This is a genomic window from Bacillus sp. cl96 (genome assembly GCF_900100505.1).
Classification (GTDB): Bacteria; Bacillota; Bacilli; order Bacillales; family Bacillaceae_G; genus Bacillus_A; species Bacillus_A cereus.
This window is the reverse complement of sequence record NZ_FNDM01000010.1, coordinates 194,584-218,150: the sequence shown is the minus strand read 5'-3', so window position 1 is coordinate 218,150 and position 23,567 is coordinate 194,584. Positions and strand designations below refer to the sequence as shown.

The window sequence follows — 23,567 nt, the reverse complement described above, 5'->3', positions numbered from 1 at the left end:
TGTGTTTTTTCAAGTATCTGACATATGTTATTCAAAATAGTTTAATACATTAAAAATTGATAAGCTTCTGCACTTAAGAAACCTTCAATTTTATTCAAAGGTGATTCCAATTACGTCCACATTAGATCTCCTGTAGAAAGCTTTTTAACAATTAAACCTCTTCTTCCCTTATTAATAATTTTAAAATTAAATTTCCCTCTATAGTATAATAAAGATGTTTCGTTTTCTAATGGGGTATGTCGTAAAATCAAAAGAGATTTTATCTCTTTTACCTTCTTTTCAGAGTAAAGTTCACCACTAGGAAATTCTATTATTCCTAATGTAATCTTTAATTCGCTCTCATCAAAAGCCCACTCTTTATTAAGTTCTCTTATCTTTTGTATAAAGCTTCTTTTAGTTTGTCCTATATAGAGCAATGTTACATTCTTAGCATATACTCTAGAGATTGCAAATATCCCCTTCTTAGAAGCTTCTTCCCTATTATAGAAGTCATTTATACTATACATTCCATACCATTTAATATGTACTGTTTCTATGAATCTCGCCTCGTTTTTAGCCAATATTATAATTTCTGAATGTTCGAATTATTATGGGTACATATGCTTGATTACTTGAATTATAAATTGTGCTTTTCAATAATACATTTTATTATTACTAATTTCAATAATGAAGAAAAAATACAATATTATAGTTTAATTATAAAGCTGTATAAAAACAAAGTGATGTCGTGCCACATATTTTCTTTTTTTACAATTTCAAACTATCGTGAACAAAATTTTAAAATTTATGAAATAAAAATATAATGTGTATGTACATACACATTATATTAATTGAAGAAAAAGAGTAGAAATTTAATCTCTCTACGCTGTTAAAATTATTCAACTCCAAAAAACTGTACATCTTCTAGAGATACTAATTTTCTAGTTTTGATGTTTTTATAGTGCTTGAGAGTGATATTATTCAAGCTTTTTCATTGAGAATGCATAAATACAAACAAAACCAGTAATACATCTTTTCTGTACCGTACTGGTTTTGTTTAAGATCATCTTAAATTATAGCTAGTTCACCGAGATTGCAAATTCCGATTTCGGTGCCCCAGCGAATACGATTGTTCCGTTCTTCGGAAGTTCCACCTTGTTATTGCCACTCACAATGGTGAAGTTGACGCAAACTCCCTTCTCATCATACACCGCAAATGAACCATTTGATGGCAGCGTCACGGTCATCCTTTTGTCTGTTGCCGCTTGTGGAATTGTAAACCATTTCGCATGTCCATTTGCTCCCAGCGTAACTTTGGATGATTGGCCTACATCAATTGGTTTTACATTAGATTCACTTACGTATAACAATCCAGCCATCTCCATATATTCATTGCCGCCTTCTGTATAGAAATGCGTTTCCGTCGTATCACGACCATTCATCACGGGTACTTGGATCTGATGCACCGCGGTGTTCGGACCTGTAATTTTTCTGCCATCCCAATAGCCTGCTGGGCCTTCCTTGCGAGTAATTTGAGTACTAAGATGTTTCGACTGAACAAGATATTGAATAGAACTAAATTTCTCGTTTACACGATAAAACTTGACACCTTCCCTCTTTACCCATGCAGCAGCGGTTTTCTTCGAAAGCACGTTGTCTTCTAGTTTCTCAGCTAAATAGTGGGTCATCACACTTTGCCCTAAACCTGGATAAGATTTATATGCGCTCTCCTTCAAATAAGTTCTTCCATTCTTCTCGGTTACGAAGTTGAGCTTGGAAGTACCCCCCTCATTAATAAAGCTTCCATCAGCAGTATATACATATTTTTCTTCTGGATTAGATGGTAAGAACAGTTCTCCGTTATTCGTAATTTCAATTTTAAAATGAGTTTCGCTATTGCCATAAAATCCAGCTTTCTTTGCTACGCCTTGAGGCATTTTGACTTTGACCGGCTTACCAAAGGATTTGTTCGGCTTGATTTCCTTAATAGTACCTTTTTCTTTAAGCGTAGCGAGCAGCAATTCAGTTGCCATTAGCTGATTTGTAGAGCTCCGTCCACCAGATGTCAATACAGCCGCTGCTATTTTCTGTTCCGGAAGCACGACTAATATAGCATGTTGCAATGCCGTATCGCCGCCCTTAGCCAAAGCTTTGATCCCATATTCACTGAATGGGTATAGTTTCACACTATCCCAGCCAAGACCATAGTTAAAAATATTCTCGCCAGCCCCCGGCCACATTCCTTTTTTATATTCCTCTTGCTCCATTGCCTTAACTACCTTATCAGAGAGGATTCCTTTTCCCTGTCCCATAAATAGTTGTGAGAATCGCACCATATCTTCTGCCGTGGAAGATATACCTCCCGTACCAATAACATTCACCGATTCAATTGGAAGTTGCCCTTGGTACGCCGGGTAATATAGTCCAGCCCGATTTTCATCCCTCCATTTGTCCTGCGGCGTTTTCGTATGATTCATTTTTAAAGGCTCTGTAAAGTTTTGATGTAGAAATTCAGTAAAGCTCATACCACTAACTCTTTCCACCAAAATTTCGGCCAGCGTAAAACCATCGTTACAGTATACCGAGAAAGCACCAGGGTCCGCCTTCAAGTTTTGATTTGACAATTGCTGTAACAAGGTATCATGGGCATAGGTATCATTATCGTTAAATAAAAATGCATTACCTAACGTAGAACCTTGCAATCCAGAGGAGTGATTCAATAACATACGCGGTGTAATACGTTTGTATCGACCGTCCTTCATCTTAAAATCAGGAACATAGCGGACAACAGGAGCATCCAAATCGACTTTTCCTTCATCGACCAATTTCATTACAGCCGCTGTTGCATACATTTTACTAACTGAACCAATCCCGTATAAAGTATCTTTGGTTAGCGGCTTTTCCCCTTCCATATCGTTCTTGCCAGCCTGACCCGACAAAATAAGTTTTCCATTATCAATTAGTGCATACTGCACGCTAGCTGCCCCATGGGACTTCGTAAGTAGCTCCGCCTTCTCTGCTGCAATCTTCTTCAGTTCCTGACTAGCTACTTCTTCACCAATTACAACAGTAGTCTTACTTTCAGAAAATGCTTTCGCTCCGGTTGGTAGAATCATAGTTACCGCTAATGCAGTGGCTAACACACCAGTTAGCTTATTTTTCATCACGGAATTACCTCCTTAAATAATTGATCGTTTTCATCATTCATTTGTGTAACTATGAAACTATGATAAATTTTACCCGTTTTTACTTTTAGACTACTTGCTAAATTCAGCAAGTAAAATATTTTTAAAAGGATCAGGAGTATCAGCTTTAAGGCTGTTCAAATTGACTGCCAATGTATGCTTGCCTCCAAGTGTGCCTCCAGCAAAAGTTAAAAAGCCAGGAATGGTTCCTCCATGCCCCCATATCGATTCACCGTTTGAAAGCTTCATTTTGAAAATTCCAAGCCCGGAATCACCAAGCTCATCTACTCCTGTAGGGACTGTTGTAAGCATTTGCTTTAGTTGCTGTTCTTTCAATAACTTGCCCCCAAGTAAACAAGAAAAGAATTTGTTTAAATCATCAGCTGTAGAAATCATATCTCCGGCTGAGCTCCCCATACTTGGGTTATAATAAGTAACATCTTTCGGCTCACTTGCTCCGTCTAATTGGATATATCCACGGGCATGCTTGGTTCCTGGAATGACGCTTGAATTTCCAGGTAAGAATGTATTCGCTAATTCAAGTGGTTCAATAATTCGATTTTCAATCTCTTCCGCATAGCTGTTCCCAGTTACTTTTTCAATAAGAATTCCTAGTAATACATATCCTGTATTTGAATACGACCAGCTCTTTCCTGGAGCAAAATCTGGAGGCATGGATATTCCCATCTTTACTAATCCTTCAGCAGTATAAGATTTTTTTGTATCCATCATATTAAAATCCTTTGACCTTGTGTAATTAGCGATACCACTTGTGTGATTCAATAATTGCCGGATAGTAATCTGTTTATCATCATATCCATTTCCTTGAATGACACCAGGTATCCATTTTTCAATAGAATCGTCTAGATTTAAGCGGTTTTCTCCTGCTAATTGAAGTATAACTGTTGCAGTGAACGTCTTTGTCACGCTGCCAATTCGAAAACGAAAATCTGTTTTCATTGGTTTCTTAGTACTCAGATCAGCTACACCAGCCGCATAACTCCATGTTTTTCCACTCTCAGAAGTTTTAGCAAGTATCCCTGGATATCCTAGTTTCAATGTATCCCGCATTGCCTCTTTGACGGAATTATGATCTCTTTGGGTGCTTATTTGTAACGAACTAGATACATTTTGAATGGACTCCGCTTTTACACTTGAGGTTAGAGGTGTATAAAACAGGGAACCTCCAGTTATTAAAAGAGCTAAACCTGAACATGTAATTTGACTATGCTTTTTCATCAAAATAATCCTCTCCCCTATTCATATTGTATAAATAGTTATTTGCTGTTTGGAACTAATCACACAGCTTTCTTCTTACCCCACTGCAAAAGGACGACATTGAATCTGTAATGTCTCTTTTCCTCCAAACAAGTCTTATTAATTGATTTGTTTTTTATAGAAATATATAGTATTTTTCTCCTCTCACTCTTCTTTACATTTTCATCTTACACAAGGAAAATCTCTTTTTTCTTACCTCTTCCTTACAAATTCCTTACGTTCAAAATTACTTTTATAATTGATTATTTTTTATGCGAGTCCCCTCACCATCAATTTAAGAATTAAAAAAAGAGGGGATTATCCCCCTCCTTTTTACGCTTGCTCCGACTGTCGGAATTATTTAATAAAACCACGATTCAACTTAGTTAACTTTTCATTGATGTTAAAAATTCTTACTCTAATATCTTTAACACCAGCTGCTTCAAGTCTGCTCTTGTGCATTTCCGCATATTTTTCAGCATCTTGTTTTTCTTCAAATACATAAATGCCTCCAGCTTCTTTTGTTTCTTCATTCTCAGTCCATATTTTCCAATGGAATCCTTCTTCTTCGTTAATACTTTTTGCTAAATCCCAAAATCCTTTTTCCATTTCTTCACCAAAAGGACCTTCAAACGGAAAATCAACTTGTAATAAATATGCCATTTTCACTCACTCCTATTTTTAATATAAAATTCATCGGGAATTCCTTTGTATAAAAATTCTTCCCATTCTTTTACTGATCATGATTCGAATGAAAGTAATGTCTAAATCCATATTGCTATTATTATTCAAGCACTAATTGGAGAATCCCCCTATTTGTAACATAATCACAAAACGATAGTAACTTGAACGCATAAAGTGAAAGTTTAATAGTTTTCAGTTATGTTTAAAAAATGTGATACAAACTTATCCCTAAACTAAGGACAAACAAAACAAGTGCAGGTATTGCTTTCTTAAAGGGATCTCTCGCTAATACAATTAGAGTTAATGCGGCTGCAAGCATCGTACCGCCTAATAACAATCCTGCCCATAAAGCTATTGTTGGAATCCAAATTCCTATCAACATTCCAATCGCTCCTACAATCTCAAAAGCTCCAGTTAAGAAATTAAAAAACGAAGGTAAACCAAATCGTTTGAATTCATCTGCCATTTTCCCCGATATAATTTTCGTTCCTGTCATTAAAAAGAACAGAAACAACACTACTTTTACAATATTGATGAAAATTAAAATAGTAATCACACCTTTCTTATTATTTGATAAAAACTCACTATTGTTCAGGTAGTAGTCACTACCTTTACCCTATTTCCTGAGATTACCCGTATGGAAGTCGCTTCAATTTACATTACCCTTTTCCATATTAAAGGGCTAGAAATTACATGCTATAGCATGTATAATACAAAAAATTTTGACTGGTACTAGGCAAAAAAGTGAACCTGAATCAGATATGATACAAAATAAAGTTATCTTTCCATTCGTCCAAACAAACAAAAATTATATGCTATAGCACATATAATACCTAAAACAAAGTTTGTTCCTTATGAATAGCATAGCATCAATAAGGAACAAATATTAATAGTGTGTATCATACAATTTGTTTAATAACGACTGTAATACTTTAATTTCTTCCTCGCTCAAATTACTCGTAACGAAATGGTGAGCGTCTTTCACTACAGGCAAGATTGTTTTCTTTAATTCGTCACCTTTTTCAGTTAAAAAAAGGTTATGTGAACGCCTATCTTGGTCATTCAAAGCCTTCTTTACAATCCCTTTTCTCTCCATTGACTGTATCATTCTAACAACAGTAGTTTGATCTTTATCAATAGCTTCCGCCAACTCTTTTTGAGTAGTGCTCCTTTGGCTACAAAGAACACTAATAATCCCCCACTGCTCTGGCGTAACTCCATACGGCTTTAATTTCTTCGTAAAATAATTGGTCATTTTCACATCAGTACGATGAACAAGATAGCCTATTAAATCATGTAAGTTCATATATCACCTCTATAAATTAAGATATAAAAGGATATAGCATACCAGTCAATCATTCACAATGAATGTATTTGTTTCACCATATATATGCTATGGCACATATAATAAAGTAGATTATTTTAATTGTCAAATGATTTACCTATTATTTTTCGAAAACAAAATCGCCCCCCCTTAGATTATAGAAGGAATGACTAATTTGACGTATTTCTCTGGCGATTTCTCCTCTGTCGTTTTATGATATGCTAATAACATTTGATAAAATATGGTATCTACAAATAGTCAAATACCTTTAAAGATACCTCGTCCAGTTCTTGCTGTTGCAAGATAAACAGCATATAATCCGTTAACCACCCACATTAGCAACGAAAACATAAAGAAAAGGCATTCCAAATATGAAACACCTTCTTTCGTTTTATAAAACCATCCACTTAAATCTATTTTACAAATATAACATTCAACACGCTGAAATCTTCTATTTAACGTAATCACTCATTTAACTAAAAAACTTAGTTAATTGCACAATGCTCTTCTCACTTTTCTTGCAAAATTTAGTGGATCATCAACGTCTTCGATATTAACGTAAATCAAATTTGGATCATCACATAACCACTCATTGTGTATAGACGAAACAATTATTCCTTGTTTAATAATTGTCGCCACAAATTCAGTGACTTCTTTTTGTAAGAGTGCTACTCGGCCTAGGCATAATGCTCGTCCAGTTTTATTGTCTCGTGATTCGAATGAAAAGGAAGTTGTTACTCTAAAACGTTTTCCCAAGATTGTTGCTCGTATTTCATCCCTGTTTATTGTTGCCACGCATTTCCCACCGGCGAATCCTTCTTGCCCGCCGATAATTCTTGCAAACTGTTGACAAATTAATTCATCATTAAACGCCATACCTTTAATCATCCCCCCTTTTACTGTTAGGTTATGAATGAATACATAGGTCTGAAACGGTAATGAATCTAATGTATTATAAAAAAAATGATGACAATCTATCGAGAGCTATTAGCTCAATTATTCTTGATCGTATGAATTGTTATCAGAGTTTAAATGGTGCAGAATTTTCATTTTATGTTTAATGGGCATCGGAGACTGAAAGCAAAACTCAGCTATTATATGGTAAGACATTTTTAAAAAGCATAAAAAAGACACCCTAAGGTGCTATCCTCCGACTTGAGAATCGTATCTATGTATGGAGAAATTTAGAAAAGACAAATACAAAAGAGAAGATTCTAACTATAATTTATAGAACTCTTATGCCATGAATTACTTACATATTTCCTTATTTACCAGAAGAAGAATCTCAGTTACATTATTTTCTGAACAGTCTCGTTAAAGCCATCCCAAGAAATCCAATGCCCATTCCTATTAGCCATCCAGTTTGGGCATTACCTAACATAGATCCCACTCCTCCACCAAGAAACATACAGCCAACGAATACTAATCCTCCAATTCCCCAATTCGGCCGTTCCATAATTCAATCACATCCTTTCAATAAAACATATGCGATTAGCTCCCTCAACTTTCTTCTATAGGATAGTTCATTATTTTGCTTAGGTTTAGCGCTTCAAGGAATTCATAAGATGTGAAGCTTGAGCCATTTATATAGATTGTCGAAGTATGAAGATTTTCCACATTTTCAAATGGTAACGTATAAGCATGAAAACACTATCGAAATAAAACCCCAGAAATCCAACGGTCTCTGGGGCTTCATTATATATTTAGCTCTTTTTGCTTTTTGTTTTGTTTATGTCTATAGAGCAATTTACGACTTATTAGAGAAATCACTAATAAGGTCAGAATTAATAAGATAAGTTGCATAAATGATAAATCAAAATATTTAGCACCTGTAACGATTAAAAGTGTAGAAATCGTGCCTTTTACAACGAAAAAAATAATAACCCATAACCCGCCTTTTTTCCAGTTCATTTTATATTACCCTTTCCTACGTTTAAATTCTTAAAATATTTAATGATAGTTCGTAAATATGACAACTTAATAGAAATCTATTATATTAACAAAAAATTCATGTCTAATTAAATGCGACGATTCTATATTAAGTGAAAATGATATTCATTGTCAATTTTATTGATTATTTGAATACTTATTCTTAATCTCTTTCTACTTTGTTTCTTATTAACAATACACTTTTGTATTCAAACAAAAACACCTCCATTACATTTGCACACTTAGTATGCGAATGCAAGAGGTGTTTTTTCATATACCATCAGGTAAGATTTCCTGTTTTGTTTATTTCTTGATACGTAGCTATTTTTTAGTACACGATAACTGGATCATACGTGTTCAAACTATCATATACAGTTTTTGCAACATTAGGAAGAAGGTTCACACACCCACCTGATCCTCCTGTTAAATAAGCATTATTTCCCCAGTCTTTTCGCCAGCCGGCATCGTGGAATCCTTGACCACTATTTGTGAATGGAACCCAGTAATCTACTTTAACCGCATAATCAGCTTTCCCTACTGCGCTACCTCTTAGCGTGTATGGTGTTCGTTTATATAGAACGTACCACACACCTGGTGATGTATCTTCACCAGTACTATGTTTACCAGTTACTACATTTGTTGTAACAACTAATTTTCCATCTTTGTAAATCCAAATTTGTTGCTCTGCAATTGAAACTTCCGCATACGTGTCTCCGATGCCATTATTCGCTGTTGTTTTATAACCGATACCTTCCTTCTCCCAACCATTTCCGTGAATATTAGAAGCAGAAAGCGATTTTTCGCCTTTCTCAAAGGCTTGTTGAACTTGTTTAGTTTCTTTTTCAACATCTAGTGCCCAGCCGTATCCTTGTCCTTTTACTGATATGACTGAACCAGAATGCGTTTTAAATGAGAAATCTTTATTTAATGTTGATTTGGCATTATTAATTTCAGTAATTTTCTTCTTAATGTCACTCGCATCAATTGTAACTTTCATATCCTTTGACATAGAGGCATTTTGAATTAAATCTTTCGCTTTTAAAGGATAAACTTCATCCTGCACTTTATACTCAACAGACTGCCCAAGAAGATTCTGTAGTGCTTTCTCCTCTTTTTTGACAATCGGATCGTCTTCTTTAATAGGTTTTATGTATGCAGACTTCAGATGAATTTCGCTTTTATATTTTTGCTTATCGTAATCTTTCAGTAGACTAGTAACATCATACTGTTTTCCTTCAACACTTTTCGAAATAACAATTTTCCCTTGTTCTAGCTTCGCCATAGCATCTTGAGGCGCTTTTAATTTTTCATTCATAGAGATGAGCGTTTCTTCTACAAGTTTTTTCATCGTTTCACTACGATACTGATCTGCCTTCTCTGGTAGCAATGAATAATTTTCTCCCTTTGAGGAGGGGAAAAATGTCCACTGACTTTTTAATAGTTTCTTAACTTGAGGCAAATCTTTTTCCGTAAGTTCCGTTTTTGTATCTTTTTCATCTAAAATTTGTTGTTGATCAACATAGACTTTGTTTGCTAGTCCAGATGTCTTTAATTTCTGTATTGCCTGATCAGCGCTCAGACCACCAACTTTTGTGTCATTAATTGTAACATTCGAATTGAAGTGAGTTGCCTGATAATAACTCATTCCCCCAATAAGAAGTGCAATTACACCAATACCCGCTGCGATAAACTTCCAATTTGTATAACGTTTTTTTGATCTTACTCGTTTTTGATCAATTTCTTCAACTGATTCATTTGTTGTATTGTTGTTCATCAATCTTTCCCCCGTATGCATTAACATCAAACGATTTTCAACTAAAATCATAGACTAGTGTACCTTATTTTTCCTAAAATTTCATTATTTCCGACCACATTTTATCGCAATTTAATGATTTAATTTAGATTTTTTAATAGTACGATGCATTGAACAGCCCTTTACAAGTCATAAAGTGAAACTTAAATTAACCGTCACACCAAGATATTTAGCTTAATATTCTAGGGGGAAATTTTTCTCTTTACGTAAAATACGAATTATATTATCCATTTTCATGAACATCAATCCCTAATTTTGTCAAAAAAATAAACGATAGTCCTTCTACATTTTTGATAAAAGGACTATCGTTTTTTCAGTTAGAGTATTTGTATAATCGTTTAACTTTTTATTTCCTGAAGGTCTAATGTGATGAAGATGATGAAATTTCATCTCATAGCCTTTAAATGAAAAACATTATTTTTTTATGACAATCAAGTTTATTTTTATAAATTAACCCCTTAGCTTGATGCCTTCCATATATCCAGCAGCCTAAGATTAAGTAAGAGTCCGTTCAACTAGATTTTTTCTAATATTTTTAGGAGCATCTTATTTCAGCCTCGTCATATTACACTAATTGAATTTAAAACAAATCCGTATGCTATTTAGTAAAATTTACGATTCGAGACATAATTATTGCAGTAGCCAAGATAATAATAGCGGTTATCAAACCAGATTCTCCAATCCAAATCTCAGTTTGATCTCCTGTACTTGCACGTGCGAAAGGTCCTTGAATAATGGCATTCCAAGTAGTATGAATGATAACCGAAGGCCAAACGCTACCTGTGATAAGTCGTAAATAAGCTGTAATATAACTGAATGGCACAATACAAAAATAGATGCCAAGTACTGAAAGTAGGGCAGATGTTCCCTCTACATATAGACCAGCAATAACAATTGGAACATGCCACGTTGCCCAAATCAATCCGCTAATAAGGATTGGGCGTGAAAACTCTGCATCGATTAGTCTTGTAAGCATATAACCTCGCCAACCCATTTCTTCTCCCATAACTGGAATTAAGTTAAGCAAGCTACCTAATACTCCGCTCAATACTACTATAAAAATGAAACTTAATGGTATCGGTAGATACTGAAATCCAAGTATATTGTAAATAGGTTCTAGCATACCACCTTGCGGGGGCTGAAACCTCGCAATTCCGCTCAACCAGGCGATAGAATAAGTAATTCCACAAATAATCATAGGTATTAGCAGAGCAAAACCAATCCCCTTCCATATCTTTAAGTTACCGAGACTAAAAGATACATCTTTAAACCCTTCTTTCAATATTATGCGAGTCAAAATAGAAGAAAATGCTGGGGTAAACATATATACCACAATAAGCGGCATACTTTTAATAACCATTACTACTACATTTAGAATAATAGAAGTAATGGTTAAGATACTTAGAAAGAGTTGAAGTCCTATTTTAGCACGTTGGATTTTATCTTTATTGTGGAATGCTTCTCCGTGTAATAACATTGTAATCCGCCCTTCCCCTTTTATTCATTTGTTTATCAAATTTACTTCCTGTCATTTCAACAGCTACAACTTAGAATAAAAATATTTTGACATACAGATCATTCATCTTTAAAATCCCTCCCAAATTCATAATCTAGTCTTACTTGCGATTCAACAATTTAATTATTATTTATAAACTGTCATAGCCAATAGTACAAAAGTGTAATGATTAACCTATGACTTGTGTCAATTAATCTTATGACAATATGTAACTAGAAAATATGATATGGAATAAATAACAATTGAATTAAGGCAATTGATTCGTGCAAGTACATGAATCAATCTTGTTTATAAAAATAATTCAATTGAGGTGGGCAAAAATGAATAAGAAAAGAATGATTGCAATGGTTAGTACAGCTTTATTAGTCACAGGATGCGCGGAAGTAGGAAACGCTCAAACTGTAGCAGTCGAAAATTCAGGTCAATCAGTCCAAAAAAATATAGTTAAATCAATACAATCACAGGCTAACCCATTAAAAACGATAGAGCCGTCAAAACCATTTGAAGATTTAAAACCACTTAAGAAAATGATTGGGAACGCGCAATATGTAGGATTAGGAGAGAATACTCATGGAAGCTCTGAAATTTTCACTATGAAGTTTCGCCTTGTGAAATATTTGGTTACTGAAATGGGTTTTACGAATTTTGCAATGGAAGAAGATTGGGGAAACGGCTTAAAACTAAATGAATATATCCAAACAGGAAAAGGAAACCCTAGGGAATTTTTAAAATTGTTATATCCTACTGATGAAATTATAGCCATGATTGAGTGGATGAAAGATTATAATGCTGATCCATCCAATAAAAAAAAGATCCAATTTATTGGGCTCGACTTAAAGGCGTTGGACCAAGGTAGCTTTAATAAAGTAATTGATTATGTAAGGCTTCATCGACCAGATTTGCTGGCAGAAGTAGAAGAAAATTATAAAGAATTGTCTTCTTTTACTGGAAGTATACAGGAATATATGAAACTTGCTCCTGAAAGGAAAGAGAAGTTTAAAGCAAACGCTGAGAGAGTAGCCCGATTACTAAAAGATGAGAATGAACAAGCCAACACAGAAATAATTCCATCCGATTACATCTGGGCGAAAGCAACGGCAAGTGCAATAGAGAAATTTACCACAATGCTACTCCCTAACGACTATCCAAGTATAATAAAACTACATGAACAATACTTGGCCGATCATGCAATGTGGGCACAAGAGACATTTGGTGGTAAAACGATGGTATGGGCACACAATATTCATATAGCTAAAGGAATTATCGATGAGAAATTATACCCTTATGTTGCGGGGCAGTTTTTGAAGGAACGTTTAGACAATAATTATGTCACAATTGGTAGTACAACTACGGAGGGGAATTTTACCTTATACAGCGAATATGATCCTTCCACTGGAGGTAAGATTACAACCGACACTATTCCACAAGATGTAAAAAGTTTCAATTATACTCTCGGAAAAGTGCCATATAAAATGTTTTTATTGGATAACCGTCACCTTAAAGGACAAGCAGAAAAATGGGTTAAAGCAAAAAGACCATTACTAAGTATAGGGGGACAAATCCTCCCGAACAGTTCGGTGTATTTTGATACTTCATTGCTTGAGCAATTTGATATTATTTTTCATATTCGAAAAACAAGTCCATCTCATATTAAATAAAAGTACAAAGCAATCCCGTTCTTGCAGATGTAAGAACGGGATTGCTTTGTGGAGGAGTAATAAAGTGAAACTTTAATCAGCAGGTTTTTGTTCATCCCCCACTGATTATTAGCCTTCACCAATCGTGCGTTTACCGGCAGCCCGCCCCCCACCTAACGCTGAATTTTGAGGTGGGAGTCTTACTGCCCAGTAAATAGCGGGATAAAAGCATCTTTTTTAACCAGAAGTAAGCTGCTCTCCCCTTTTTAACATCATTTAGAACTGTCATATGACACTTTTACACTAGTGAGAATGACAAAAAAAGCAGTATGATTCGGTTATTACACAGATAGGAGCGATGAACTTTATGAAATCAAGATTCATCCAGAATGGTTATTTTTTATTGCTAACTTTCGGTACAGGATTGTTTTATTTTTGTTTTTACCTAATAGCTCTGCTATTTAGTTTAACCCTTTCATTTACTGTTGTTGGGATTCCATTAATTATGCGCGTACTACAGACTACCACACCCTTTATCCAATTCGAGCGCATACAGACGAAAATTTATACAGATATTTCAACAGACTCTTACGATAGAAGTATAACAATGGATACATCGAACTGGTCTCAGGTGAAATTAGTGCTAACAGATCGTCGCACTTGGTGTGCTGTCTATTGGCTAATGCAGAAATTTACGATTGGCATTTTCAGTCTCATTAGTGCAATCATTTTTTACGTAATGCCACTTATGTTCCTGTTGGCACCACTACTGTATCGATACATCGATATGAATATTATATTTATACAAATAGATACTTTTTCCAAGTCACTCTTTGTAATGTTTATGGGTATAGTATTTACCGCCATAAGTATTAGAATAGTCGATGGTTTGACAAAGAAAATTGGGGGCTATACACGTAGTATGATTCGGCAACTAAATCAATAGAAGTTTGCAGTCTGTGAGTAGTATCGTATTTTTAAATTAAAAAGTATAATAAGGCAGGAAGGATTAAATTATTATATAGGAAGTAAAATGGTAGGCTATTTAGGGGGTAAAGGACTTGTTAGATATGGTTAAGTATTGGTTTTGGTATGATTGGATTATGTTAGGGGTACGCCTACTTGCTAGTGTGTCTATCATTCTAGCTACATTAAATTTTCAGGATGGTTTAACATTACCACTTTGGATTATTATTCTTTGGGAAATTATTGCCTTCTCTGTTCCATGGGTAGCCTTACTATTCAATTATAAATATTATTTGTTCACAGAAATACTGCTATATGGTGGACTATGTATATATTTAACCTTATTATTTCCAGAAGCTTACAACACATTTCTTATATCGGTGTTTCTAATTGCTGCGAATAGTAAGCATTTGTCCTATTATTGGACAGCTCCAATAACGGTTTTTATAACAACTGGAATTTTCTATGCGGTTGCGCCAAGTAATAGCTATTGGATTATGGTCACCTATTATGGATTCGCATATGTAATGGGCTTCGCTTTTCATTTATTAATCGTCAATCATAAACAAAATGAATCAATTCGTAAACAAAACGCGGTACTTGAGCAATATATGTCTCAGATTGAACGCATTACACTGGCGGAAGAACGAAACAGACTGTCGAGTGAGCTTCATGATACAGTTGGTCACGCTTATACTTCTATTATTATGGGGATGGAAACGTTGCGCACCGAACTTGCTACTGAAATGGGTATACAGAGGCTAGATTCTCTGCTTGAAATGGGACGTAAAAGCATCGAGGACGTGAGAGGTTACCTACATCAAATGGAGTCTCCTTGTCAATCGCCTTCCTTAATTCAATCTCTCCAAAATCTTGGAGCCGAATTTCAGGAGCACGCTCTGGTTAATGTAAGTTTTCGGGCATACGGAGAGGAATATGAATTGTCTCGGCAAGCGAAGATAGCGTTCATTCGTTGCTTACAAGAGTCCCTTACGAATGCAGTACGTCATGGTCAGGGAACTGAAATTATAGTTTCATTGCAGTTTGAACAACAATATACGAGATTAGAAGTTCAAGATAATGGAAAAGGAAATGTAGAATGGCAGGAAGGCTTCGGTCTGAATGCAATGAAAGAACGAGCAATGAATTTGCAAGGTCAATTGTCTGTATATACAAAGCCAGATGAAGGAATGCTTGTTACATGTACCATACCGCGACAAACTGAAATAAAAGATGGACTTATTCGTTTGTTAATTGTAGACGACCAGCCGTTTGTTCGGGAAAGTTTGAGGACACTACTCGATAGATATGAAGATTTAAATGTAGTCGGTTTGGCCGAGGATGGCAATGAAGCCATCGATTTGTGTGGGCGCCTTCAGCCTCATGTTATACTTATGGATTTAGATATGCAACACATGGATGGAGTCGAAGCAACCAAAAAGATTAAGCAACAATGGCCACATATCCGCATATTGATTTTTACCACTTTTCAGGATACCGAACAGGCGTTGGAATCGCTTCGCAACGGTGCGGATGGTTTTTTACTCAAATCTATTGAAACATTGGAGCTAGCTAATACGATCCGACTTATTCACAAAGGTGGGACACTGATTGATCAAGGGATGTCTCACAAAATATTTGAGAAATTTGATGAGCAAAAAGAGACACCACAATCAAAAGCAACCGCTTATGAGCTAACAGCTAGGGAGATAGAAATATTGCAGCTAGTAGCAAAGGGACTTCGATACACTACCATAGCATCAAGGTTATATTTATCGAATGGTACGGTCAGAAATTATGCTTCCACAGCTTATACAAAGCTAGGAGTCCGCAACAAAGAAGAAGCTGTGCAAAAGGCTCTAGAAATTGGAATTATTGAATAAAAAAACGTTTTTTGTTTCTTTACAGCAAGGTAAAATGTAGTTACAAGATACAGTAAAGGATAAAGTGAAACTTTAATCAGCCCTCATCAGTCGGACTTTTACGGGCAAATAGCGGGATAAAATGAGCGAACTATCATGAACTCCTGTTTTATGCGTATAATTAATAGACAACCTAAGTAACAAGTTTGTTCCATTTTTATCAGTAGTCGTATCTAGAAACCTAAAAAAGTCCATTTAGAAGATCTAAATGGACTTTTTCACTCATATAATCCTATCTATAGTTAAACGAATAAGATTAAATAAATTTAAATTTTCTTGTTTTATCTACTAAACTGTTTAGGCATTTCTTTAACGTGCTTATCATCATCACGCCAATCATAGGTTTCTTTCTGCGAAACATCTAAAGTTTGATCTCCAATTCTAACAATATTCTTATTTACCCATTCAATATATGGATCGGTATCTGGATAATTCCAATATATATTTTTCTCTGAATCTGTATCAAGGTTAACTAATTCACCCCTAACAGCATCCGCACTTAATGATCCTGCATTATGAAAATAAGTCTTGATGAGATATTTTCCATCTGGAGATTTCACTGTTCGAATTAATTCCCCTTTTGGAACACCTTGCAAACTAAAAAGTTTCCAATATCCAAATCCAATTATAATTACTAACATAGTAAGTATAGTTAGTAATACTTTTCTTTTCGTTTTTTTAATTTCACCTTTTGTATTTATAATACTCATTCAACTCCATTTCATAGAATACGCACCATATTATACCATTAAGTAAATGGTATAATATATCAAAATTAAAAATCCTCCCGTAATAGTATTATAAAAAGGGCATGTGATGATCTCCCTATTTATAAAGTGACACTTTAATCCCCCTCACCAATCGGGCTACCCGTTAATGCGGGATAAACATGAAAATTCCCCTTTAAGAAAAATATAAAAAATCAGACAGTATACTTGAATTGCTCTTCGCAAGAGAATATACTAATAAAGCAGGCTATGACGTTCCTTCCTTCTAACTTCTTTGGCGAAATAGGGATGTTACTTTCCTGCTAAACACATAGGCTATGACAATTCTTCCTTCTTTGTAGAAATTTCAAATTGTTTTAGAGTTGTCAATTTCCTATGAAAATAATTAGACTATAAAACCTCTTTCTTCTTTGGGTTTGAATAAACTTTAGTTTATCAACCATTGATGTAGAGGTTTTCTTTTCTTAATTAACAAATTACCACTTAACAACTAAATGTTATACCCCTAATTTTTCACTAAAAAATAGCTTTATACCCTCAGTGCATTTCTCTACAATTAGTGTGTTTATGCATGTAAAAATAAAAATCTACCACTGAAAGGAGGACAGTCGGACTATTCCCCTCTTTTATAAGGAGTGAATAATCGGCGTTCTCATGAAAAATTCTATTTACATAAGAAGAAGTTTGAAAGTAATTATAAAAAGAGAAGAAAATAAACTACCGAACATGTATTTAGCCACTGCTTTAAAAAACTTGGAAAGTTTAGGATTTACTTTTTCTGAGCCTTTAATAGAAGAGTTGCAAACACTTTCGGTTGGTGCATTCACATCGTTTTACAAAGAGTTGGTAAAACATTTAAAAGAAATGGTTGGTGCACATATTCAGTTTACTCCTATGTATCCAAACTTTCCGCAACAAATGATGGATTTAAGTGACGCTGATTTATACATCAATGCCGTTATTCATTATGTGACGTTGCGCCTACCTGTATCAAAAGTAGAAGAACGACTTCCTCTTTTAGATAGCGTTGATTTGAAAGTGATTGACTTAGGAAGTGAAGAAGATTTCAATCAAATGATTTCTCAATTGATTCGTGCAAACAGCTCTATTTCCTCAACTGATAAGACAGATGTAGAATGGGCTATTACACACACTGAAGATGTTTCCTGTTTTCTACCTAATGTAATTCCCCATAAGGAAAATATGTCTTTTATAATTGGGGTTTTATTAATAAACAGAAAAATATCAGCCGATGCTGCTGCAAAGTATTTTAAAACAGCAACTGATGTTCTTCGCCTTGCAGTTGCTTTATCTGAAGGTGATGTGAGTTTAGCATCCTCCGTTCGATTCAAGAAGTTTAACCGAGCAGAAAGACGCTTCCTTTTAGGATTGTTAGAGCAATGCGGAAACATTACCGAAGATATGCTTCGATACAAAAAACGTTGGATTCGTTTAGGTGAAATTCTTCATCCAGCAGAATATCATACTCGTTTCCCAAAAACCCACCGAGCATTTGAGATTCTTCGCAACAACATTAAAGTTGAAACATTTAATGGAAAAATAGAAGCAGCTTTGTTGAATCGTGATATCATGACAGCGAAAAATCTTTTAAAAACTCGCCCGGGGGAATTTGCCAGACGCTTGGATCATTTAATCCGTTTATGTAGTGATACATCAACAAATGTTTTCAATATTCTCGAAGAGTTTCTAAGTATAATAGGAGACGTTTCTACTCCTGTATTACTTCAACTCACGGCTCATTTTAAGCATCGAAATGATAAAAATGAATTTCGCACCTTTTTTCCAAAGGGAAATGTAGCAAAAGCTATTGGTATTGAAAATACACTTCCATTTATCTCAGAGGATATTTGTTTAATGATTGTAAAAATGTGTGAAGATACTTTAAAAAATCGCTTCGCAGAACTTCCAAGTCTCGGAAAAGTATTTTTGGATGAACAGTTAAAAAATCACTTAGTTCCCTTCTCTCAACGTTCAGCCAGCAAAGCGCTTCGCACATTATCTCGAGGAAGTAAAGTAGATTTGCCAGAAGGAGATACGATTCGTTTTTTCCTATGGTGGAAAGAAGGCTATGTGAATGGACAACATACAGGACGTGTTGACATTGATTTGTCTGCTGCAATGTACGACGAAGATTGGCAATACAAAGAACATGTATCCTTCACGAACTTACGTTCAAAAAATTTCAAAGCCTACCATAGCGGAGATATTACTTCTGCACCAAAGGGGGCATCTGAATTCATTGATTTCGATATTCCGTCTGTGCTGAAATATGGTGGACGCTATGTAGTTATGACTTTGCTTTCTTACACAGACCAACCATATAAAGATTTACCAGAATGCTTTACTGGTTGGATGGTTCGTCAATATCCTGGTTCAGGTGAAATATTTGAACCTTCTACTGTTCAAGATAAAGTGGATATTACTGCCGACACCCAAATCTCTATTCCAGTTATTTTAGACTTAAAGGAACGAAAATTGATTTGGACAGATTTGTCTCTTACAAGAGATCTAACTTATGATAATACCATCGAAGCTAATCAAAAAGGTATGATACTAGTTGGAAAGGCTTTAACTAATTTAGTTAAACCGAATTTATATGACTTGTTCCGATTACATATTGAAGCTAGAGGTGAACTCGTTCAAGACATCGAAGAAGCAGAAACTATTTTCTCTTTGAATAAAGGGATTACTCCTTTCGATATCGAAAAAATAATATCTGATTTTATAGCTGACTCAAAAGGCTAACTACATTACAAACATTGATAATGTGTGGAAAATATCGATGTATAATGTCTATGTGAAACAGGACCTGATAGATGTATATCAGGTCCTGTTTTTTATTTAGTAGATACTAAATAATCTGGTTAATCACTATTCATCTAAATACACTATACTAATAAAGTGAAATTTATTCGAAAGAAGTTCATTAGTTAATATGTATCTAATTAAGAAACATTCATATACCAGCCCAAACATCTTTTCCATATCGCCCTTCATCTTGCACACGATCCAACCAATTTCTTGCTTCTTGTTCACTGACTTCATGAATTTCTTGATATGCTTGACAAAGGGTATCTTCTACATCCGGAGCCATTTTACTTCCATCACCACATATATAAAGATGAGCTCCATTATCTAATAACGAAATTAAATTGATTCTATCTTGTTTTATCAAATGCTGTACATATGTTTTTGGATGTCCCTCTAAACGAGAAAAAGCTGTGTGTAAAGAGATTAATCCATCTCTTTCATCATTTTCTAATTCTGTACGATAGAGATAATCTTTTTCAGGATGACGACAACCAAAATATAGATGCGCTTGTCCTAAGTTCATACCTTTTTGCTTTTGAACACGACGCGCTTGCAAGAATCCACGGAATGGTGCAATTCCAGTACCTGGCCCAACCATAATAATTGGTGTTTCTGGATTTTTAGGTAATTCAAAGTTTGATTGTGGCGTTCGAATGAAACAGATAATCTCATCTTTATTATGACGCTGAGCTAAGTAATTAGAAGCGACTCCTTCATATGTCCCTTCCCCACTCCATGCAGGCGCATTAACAACACCGACCGTAATGCTCAGACGATTGTGTGCAACGAGTGGAGAGCTTGAAATAGAATAGTAACGCGGTTTGAGCGCAGGAAGAAGTTCTAAAAAGCGTTCAAATCGGATTTCACAAGCCTCATACTTTTCAAGAAGGTCCAACATTGAAATCCGTTTCTTTAATATTTGTTCATGGTAAACTCCTTCTTCTAATAATGCTTCCAATTCTTTTTTATGAGGAGGACATGCTGTGAATGTTACCATTTCTCGTATTTGTGCTCGAGTGGCAGCTTCTTGAACTTCAACACTATAACTAAGAAGGTCCAATAAACTAACAGGACTGTCTAAAGGTATGTGATTTATACTTCGTCCACTTGCACTCAGTATAACTTGATCCTTCCCATTTAATCCAAAACGTTTTAAAATTCGGTTGATATTTTTCTCGCTATTAACTGGCAACACTCCAAGGTGGTCTCCTTCTTTATATGTAGCGCCTTCTGGCAAAGATACCTCGATATGTCGTGTACTTCTATCACTGCTGGATGATTGAAGTTCACGATTTTCTAGTATAGATGCATAAACTGCTTCATATGTTCGTGCAAGAGGAGATCCTCCAAGACGACTGACAAATTGCAGACTCAAAGTACTGCGCTCTTTTTCCATATTTTTGTTGAGCTCCAATCCAAATGCCTTCATCGCATCAGACCACATGTTTTGTTTCCATTGCTCAAGCTGTTCCTCGAAATCACCACTTGCATCTGCTTCTCCGCGTTTAGAAAATCTTGTTGCTCCTTTTTGAGCCATTTGCTCATCAATGTATCTTGGAATCCGTTGGTAGGTACTAGCCCAATTATGATCTCCACAACCAAAAACTGCGTATTGAACCCCTTTTAGCTCATCTGGTTTTAGTTCCTCCAACCATTGCACAAACTGCCCTGCATTACTTGGCGGTTTTCCATTATAAGAAGAAGTCACAATAAGTACCGCTCCTTCTTTTGGCAAACTTCCAATTCGATCGTTAAGAGCTACCACTTCCGTTTGAACTCCTTCTAAACTAGCTGTATCTGCTAATTCTCTTGCAATACCTTCTGCTACACCTGTATCCGAGCCATACAGAACAAGAAGTGAAAGATTATCGGCCCCAATAATAGAAGGTGTCTTCTGGACGTGTTGCTTAATTTCATCGTTTTTCAGCTTGTCCTCTGTAGGTGCAAGAACAGTAGGATGACTAATAGTTTGTTTTCGGGGTAGAATCCTAATCTTAAAATCACCGGGCTTTAGCGTTAATGTTTGTTTTACGTCCAGCTGATAGTTTTGATAATCGATTATTTCAAAATGTTGAAGAAGCATTCCCATTACAAGAGTGGCTTCATGAAGTGCAAATTGCATACCGATACATGCTCTCTGGCCATTTCCAAATGGCTTATAAGCATGATGAGGAACCTTATCCAGCTCTTCAAATCGTTCAGGTTGGAATTCTTCCACATTGTCTCCCCATGCATCTTTATCCCTATGTAGCTGTGGAATAAGAACAGAAATACGATCTTCTCCTTTCTTAATTGGGTATTTCCCGCCAATCACTGTATCTTCTTTTGCATAAAGACTGAATGCTGGAGCGGTAGGCCATAGACGTAGCGATTCATTTAAAATCATCCGTATATACTTCAGTTTCATAACTTGTTGGTATGTTGGAGTAGGATCTGTCAAAACACGGTCTACTTCTTCATAGGCTTTTTTCAATTTATCCGGATTCTTTAATAAGAAGTAAATTGCAAAAGATAACAATCCACTTGTTGTCTCATGTCCAGCTATTAAAAAGGTAATAATTTGAAAACGAATATTTTCATCATCTAATTTTTCACCAGTTTCCGGATCCTTCACATTTAACATACGGGAAAGTAAATCATTTTCTTCCTGATCTCCACTACTTTTACGTTCAGCAATAATATTATCTACTAAAGAAAACATAGATTGAATATCATGCTGAAATTGACGTTTCGTTCTCCACATGAGTTTGTCTTCTATATCCAGCCTCTGTAATTGGTGCATCGCCTCATCTAGAGCACGGGTCATGCTAGTAATAAAAGGATGAGGTGTCTCACGATAAAAGCTATTGAATCGGTAATTAAAACCACATAGACCAATTGTATCTAACGTAAGACGTGTCATATCCTCCGGAACATCTACGTTTTCATTCGGATTAAGCCGTGCCCATTTTTGAACGAGTTGTACAGCAATATCGACCATCATGGCATGGTAATCTTTCATTGCCCGTTGGCTGAATGTAGGCATCAAAATATTATGAGCTTTTTTCCAGTTAGGCTCGTGAGTCTCGCTAGTAAATAATCCGTCCCCAGCAAAGGCACGAACTTTTGCTAAAGCACCCTCTATACTTTTATCGAACCGTGTTTCGTCACAAACTTCCGCTACCAATTCATGTCCAGAAACGACAATGATGGTATCACTTAAAGTTTGAATTTGAAAAATGGGACCATACTCTTCCGCTATCTTGATAAAGGATAGGGTCGGTTTATCTTTATCGATTAATGGGAGATTACCCAGCGGTCCATATGTTTTCGGCTGAGGAATGGCAGATACTTTTTTTTCCATTAAAAACACCCTTTCAAAAAAGCATGAAATAAAGATATGTAATTGATTACCTTATTTTATCTTTTCCCTAACTATTCATGATTATGATATTGCGTATAAGCTTGGCAATTAGATTTATAACTTGTAGAAAAATACTAAATTAAAATGAAGCGAATAAATATAGTTGGAGCCTTTTAATGTTGGTATTAAAAGATAATCTAAACTTGTAATGTTTATGAGAAATTGCAAACGGATCTCATCTCTTGTATTTGTTCATAAAAATGATTATTTTGATTCATTTTCTTCTAAAACACCCCAAAATAGAGAAGTTGACGAGCTTAAGATTGTAGTATTTGAAAAATCAGTGGTTTAGTTAAACCAATACAATAAGCAATATACCGTGTTACTAATGAAAGAGGACCTGATATGAACATCAGGTCCTCTTTCACTATATAATTATGTCACTGCTTCTT

General features: G+C 35.3%; 17 protein-coding genes. 4 read left to right on the top strand and 13 right to left on the bottom strand.

Annotated elements, in window-relative coordinates; all coding sequences use genetic code 11:
* Positions 1–110: 110 nt before the first annotated feature.
* The 11 genes from BLT20_RS21395 to BLT20_RS21345 form a co-directional block, all read right to left on the bottom strand.
* Positions 111–506, bottom strand: a complete 396-nt coding sequence (locus BLT20_RS21395) for a hypothetical protein (protein ID WP_000286899.1) — start codon at positions 504–506, stop codon at positions 111–113.
* A gap of 552 nt (positions 507–1,058) precedes the next feature.
* Entirely contained in the window at positions 1,059–3,143 is a 2,085-nt protein-coding gene (locus tag BLT20_RS21390; protein ID WP_033684651.1) for a serine hydrolase domain-containing protein, read from the bottom strand.
* Between the two features lie 93 nt (positions 3,144–3,236).
* Positions 3,237–4,403 carry a serine hydrolase domain-containing protein gene (locus tag BLT20_RS21385; protein WP_000716674.1) on the bottom strand — a complete coding sequence of 389 codons (1,167 nt, stop codon included), beginning with the start codon at positions 4,401–4,403 and terminating at the stop codon, positions 3,237–3,239.
* 375 nt (positions 4,404–4,778) lie between these two features.
* The gene (locus tag BLT20_RS21380; RefSeq protein WP_000323758.1) at positions 4,779–5,084 is read right to left on the bottom strand and encodes a monooxygenase; all 306 of its coding nucleotides are present in this window, start codon (positions 5,082–5,084) and stop codon (positions 4,779–4,781) included.
* Between the two features lie 223 nt (positions 5,085–5,307).
* The gene (locus BLT20_RS21375) at positions 5,308–5,658 is read right to left on the bottom strand and encodes a DoxX family protein (RefSeq protein WP_029948586.1); all 351 of its coding nucleotides are present in this window, start codon (positions 5,656–5,658) and stop codon (positions 5,308–5,310) included.
* 333 nt (positions 5,659–5,991) lie between these two features.
* Positions 5,992–6,411 (bottom strand): MarR family winged helix-turn-helix transcriptional regulator, encoded by a 420-nt coding sequence (locus BLT20_RS21370; RefSeq protein ID WP_001048563.1) that lies wholly within the window; start codon positions 6,409–6,411, stop codon positions 5,992–5,994.
* A gap of 507 nt (positions 6,412–6,918) precedes the next feature.
* Entirely contained in the window at positions 6,919–7,317 is a 399-nt protein-coding gene (locus BLT20_RS21360; protein ID WP_000589729.1) for a DUF1259 domain-containing protein, read from the bottom strand.
* A 406-nt stretch (positions 7,318–7,723) separates the two neighbouring features.
* A complete protein-coding gene (locus BLT20_RS30615; protein WP_000441009.1) occupies positions 7,724–7,885 on the bottom strand; it encodes a hypothetical protein in 162 nt (53 codons plus the stop codon).
* Between the two features lie 239 nt (positions 7,886–8,124).
* Positions 8,125–8,340, bottom strand: coding sequence for a hypothetical protein (locus tag BLT20_RS21355; RefSeq protein ID WP_001104104.1), 216 nt, complete (start codon positions 8,338–8,340; stop codon positions 8,125–8,127).
* A 346-nt stretch (positions 8,341–8,686) separates the two neighbouring features.
* Entirely contained in the window at positions 8,687–10,132 is a 1,446-nt protein-coding gene (locus BLT20_RS21350) for a L,D-transpeptidase family protein (protein ID WP_001064064.1), read from the bottom strand.
* Positions 10,133–10,769: 637 nt separating this feature from the next.
* Complete coding sequence (locus BLT20_RS21345; protein ID WP_000924282.1) at positions 10,770–11,648, bottom strand: CPBP family intramembrane glutamic endopeptidase; 879 nt, start codon at positions 11,646–11,648, stop codon at positions 10,770–10,772.
* 359 nt (positions 11,649–12,007) lie between these two features.
* On the opposite strand from BLT20_RS21345, the gene BLT20_RS21340 reads away from it, so the two are divergent.
* The 3 genes from BLT20_RS21340 to BLT20_RS21330 all read left to right on the top strand — a co-directional run bounded on the left by BLT20_RS21340 (position 12,008) and on the right by BLT20_RS21330 (position 16,173).
* Entirely contained in the window at positions 12,008–13,345 is a 1,338-nt protein-coding gene (locus tag BLT20_RS21340) for an erythromycin esterase family protein (protein WP_001036227.1), read from the top strand.
* Between the two features lie 346 nt (positions 13,346–13,691).
* Entirely contained in the window at positions 13,692–14,270 is a 579-nt protein-coding gene (locus BLT20_RS21335; protein WP_000842193.1) for a sensor domain-containing protein, read from the top strand.
* A 115-nt stretch (positions 14,271–14,385) separates the two neighbouring features.
* Positions 14,386–16,173, top strand: coding sequence for a helix-turn-helix transcriptional regulator (locus BLT20_RS21330; protein WP_000886427.1), 1,788 nt, complete (start codon positions 14,386–14,388; stop codon positions 16,171–16,173).
* A 320-nt stretch (positions 16,174–16,493) separates the two neighbouring features.
* On the opposite strand, the gene BLT20_RS21325 is transcribed toward BLT20_RS21330, so the two are convergent.
* Entirely contained in the window at positions 16,494–16,922 is a 429-nt protein-coding gene (locus tag BLT20_RS21325) for a DUF5412 domain-containing protein (RefSeq protein ID WP_000022543.1), read from the bottom strand.
* A gap of 672 nt (positions 16,923–17,594) precedes the next feature.
* Between BLT20_RS21325 and BLT20_RS30270 the strand changes: the two genes are divergently transcribed.
* Positions 17,595–19,706: a TerD family protein gene (locus BLT20_RS30270; RefSeq protein WP_000798036.1), complete on the top strand. Its 2,112-nt coding sequence runs from the start codon at positions 17,595–17,597 to the stop codon at positions 19,704–19,706.
* Between the two features lie 211 nt (positions 19,707–19,917).
* Here the strand turns inward: BLT20_RS30270 and cypD are convergent, their stop codons facing one another.
* On the bottom strand, positions 19,918–23,115 hold the full coding sequence (cypD, locus tag BLT20_RS21310; RefSeq protein WP_000412765.1) for a bifunctional P-450/NADPH--P450 reductase: 3,198 nt from the start codon (positions 23,113–23,115) through the stop codon (positions 19,918–19,920).
* Positions 23,116–23,567: the final 452 nt, after the last annotated feature.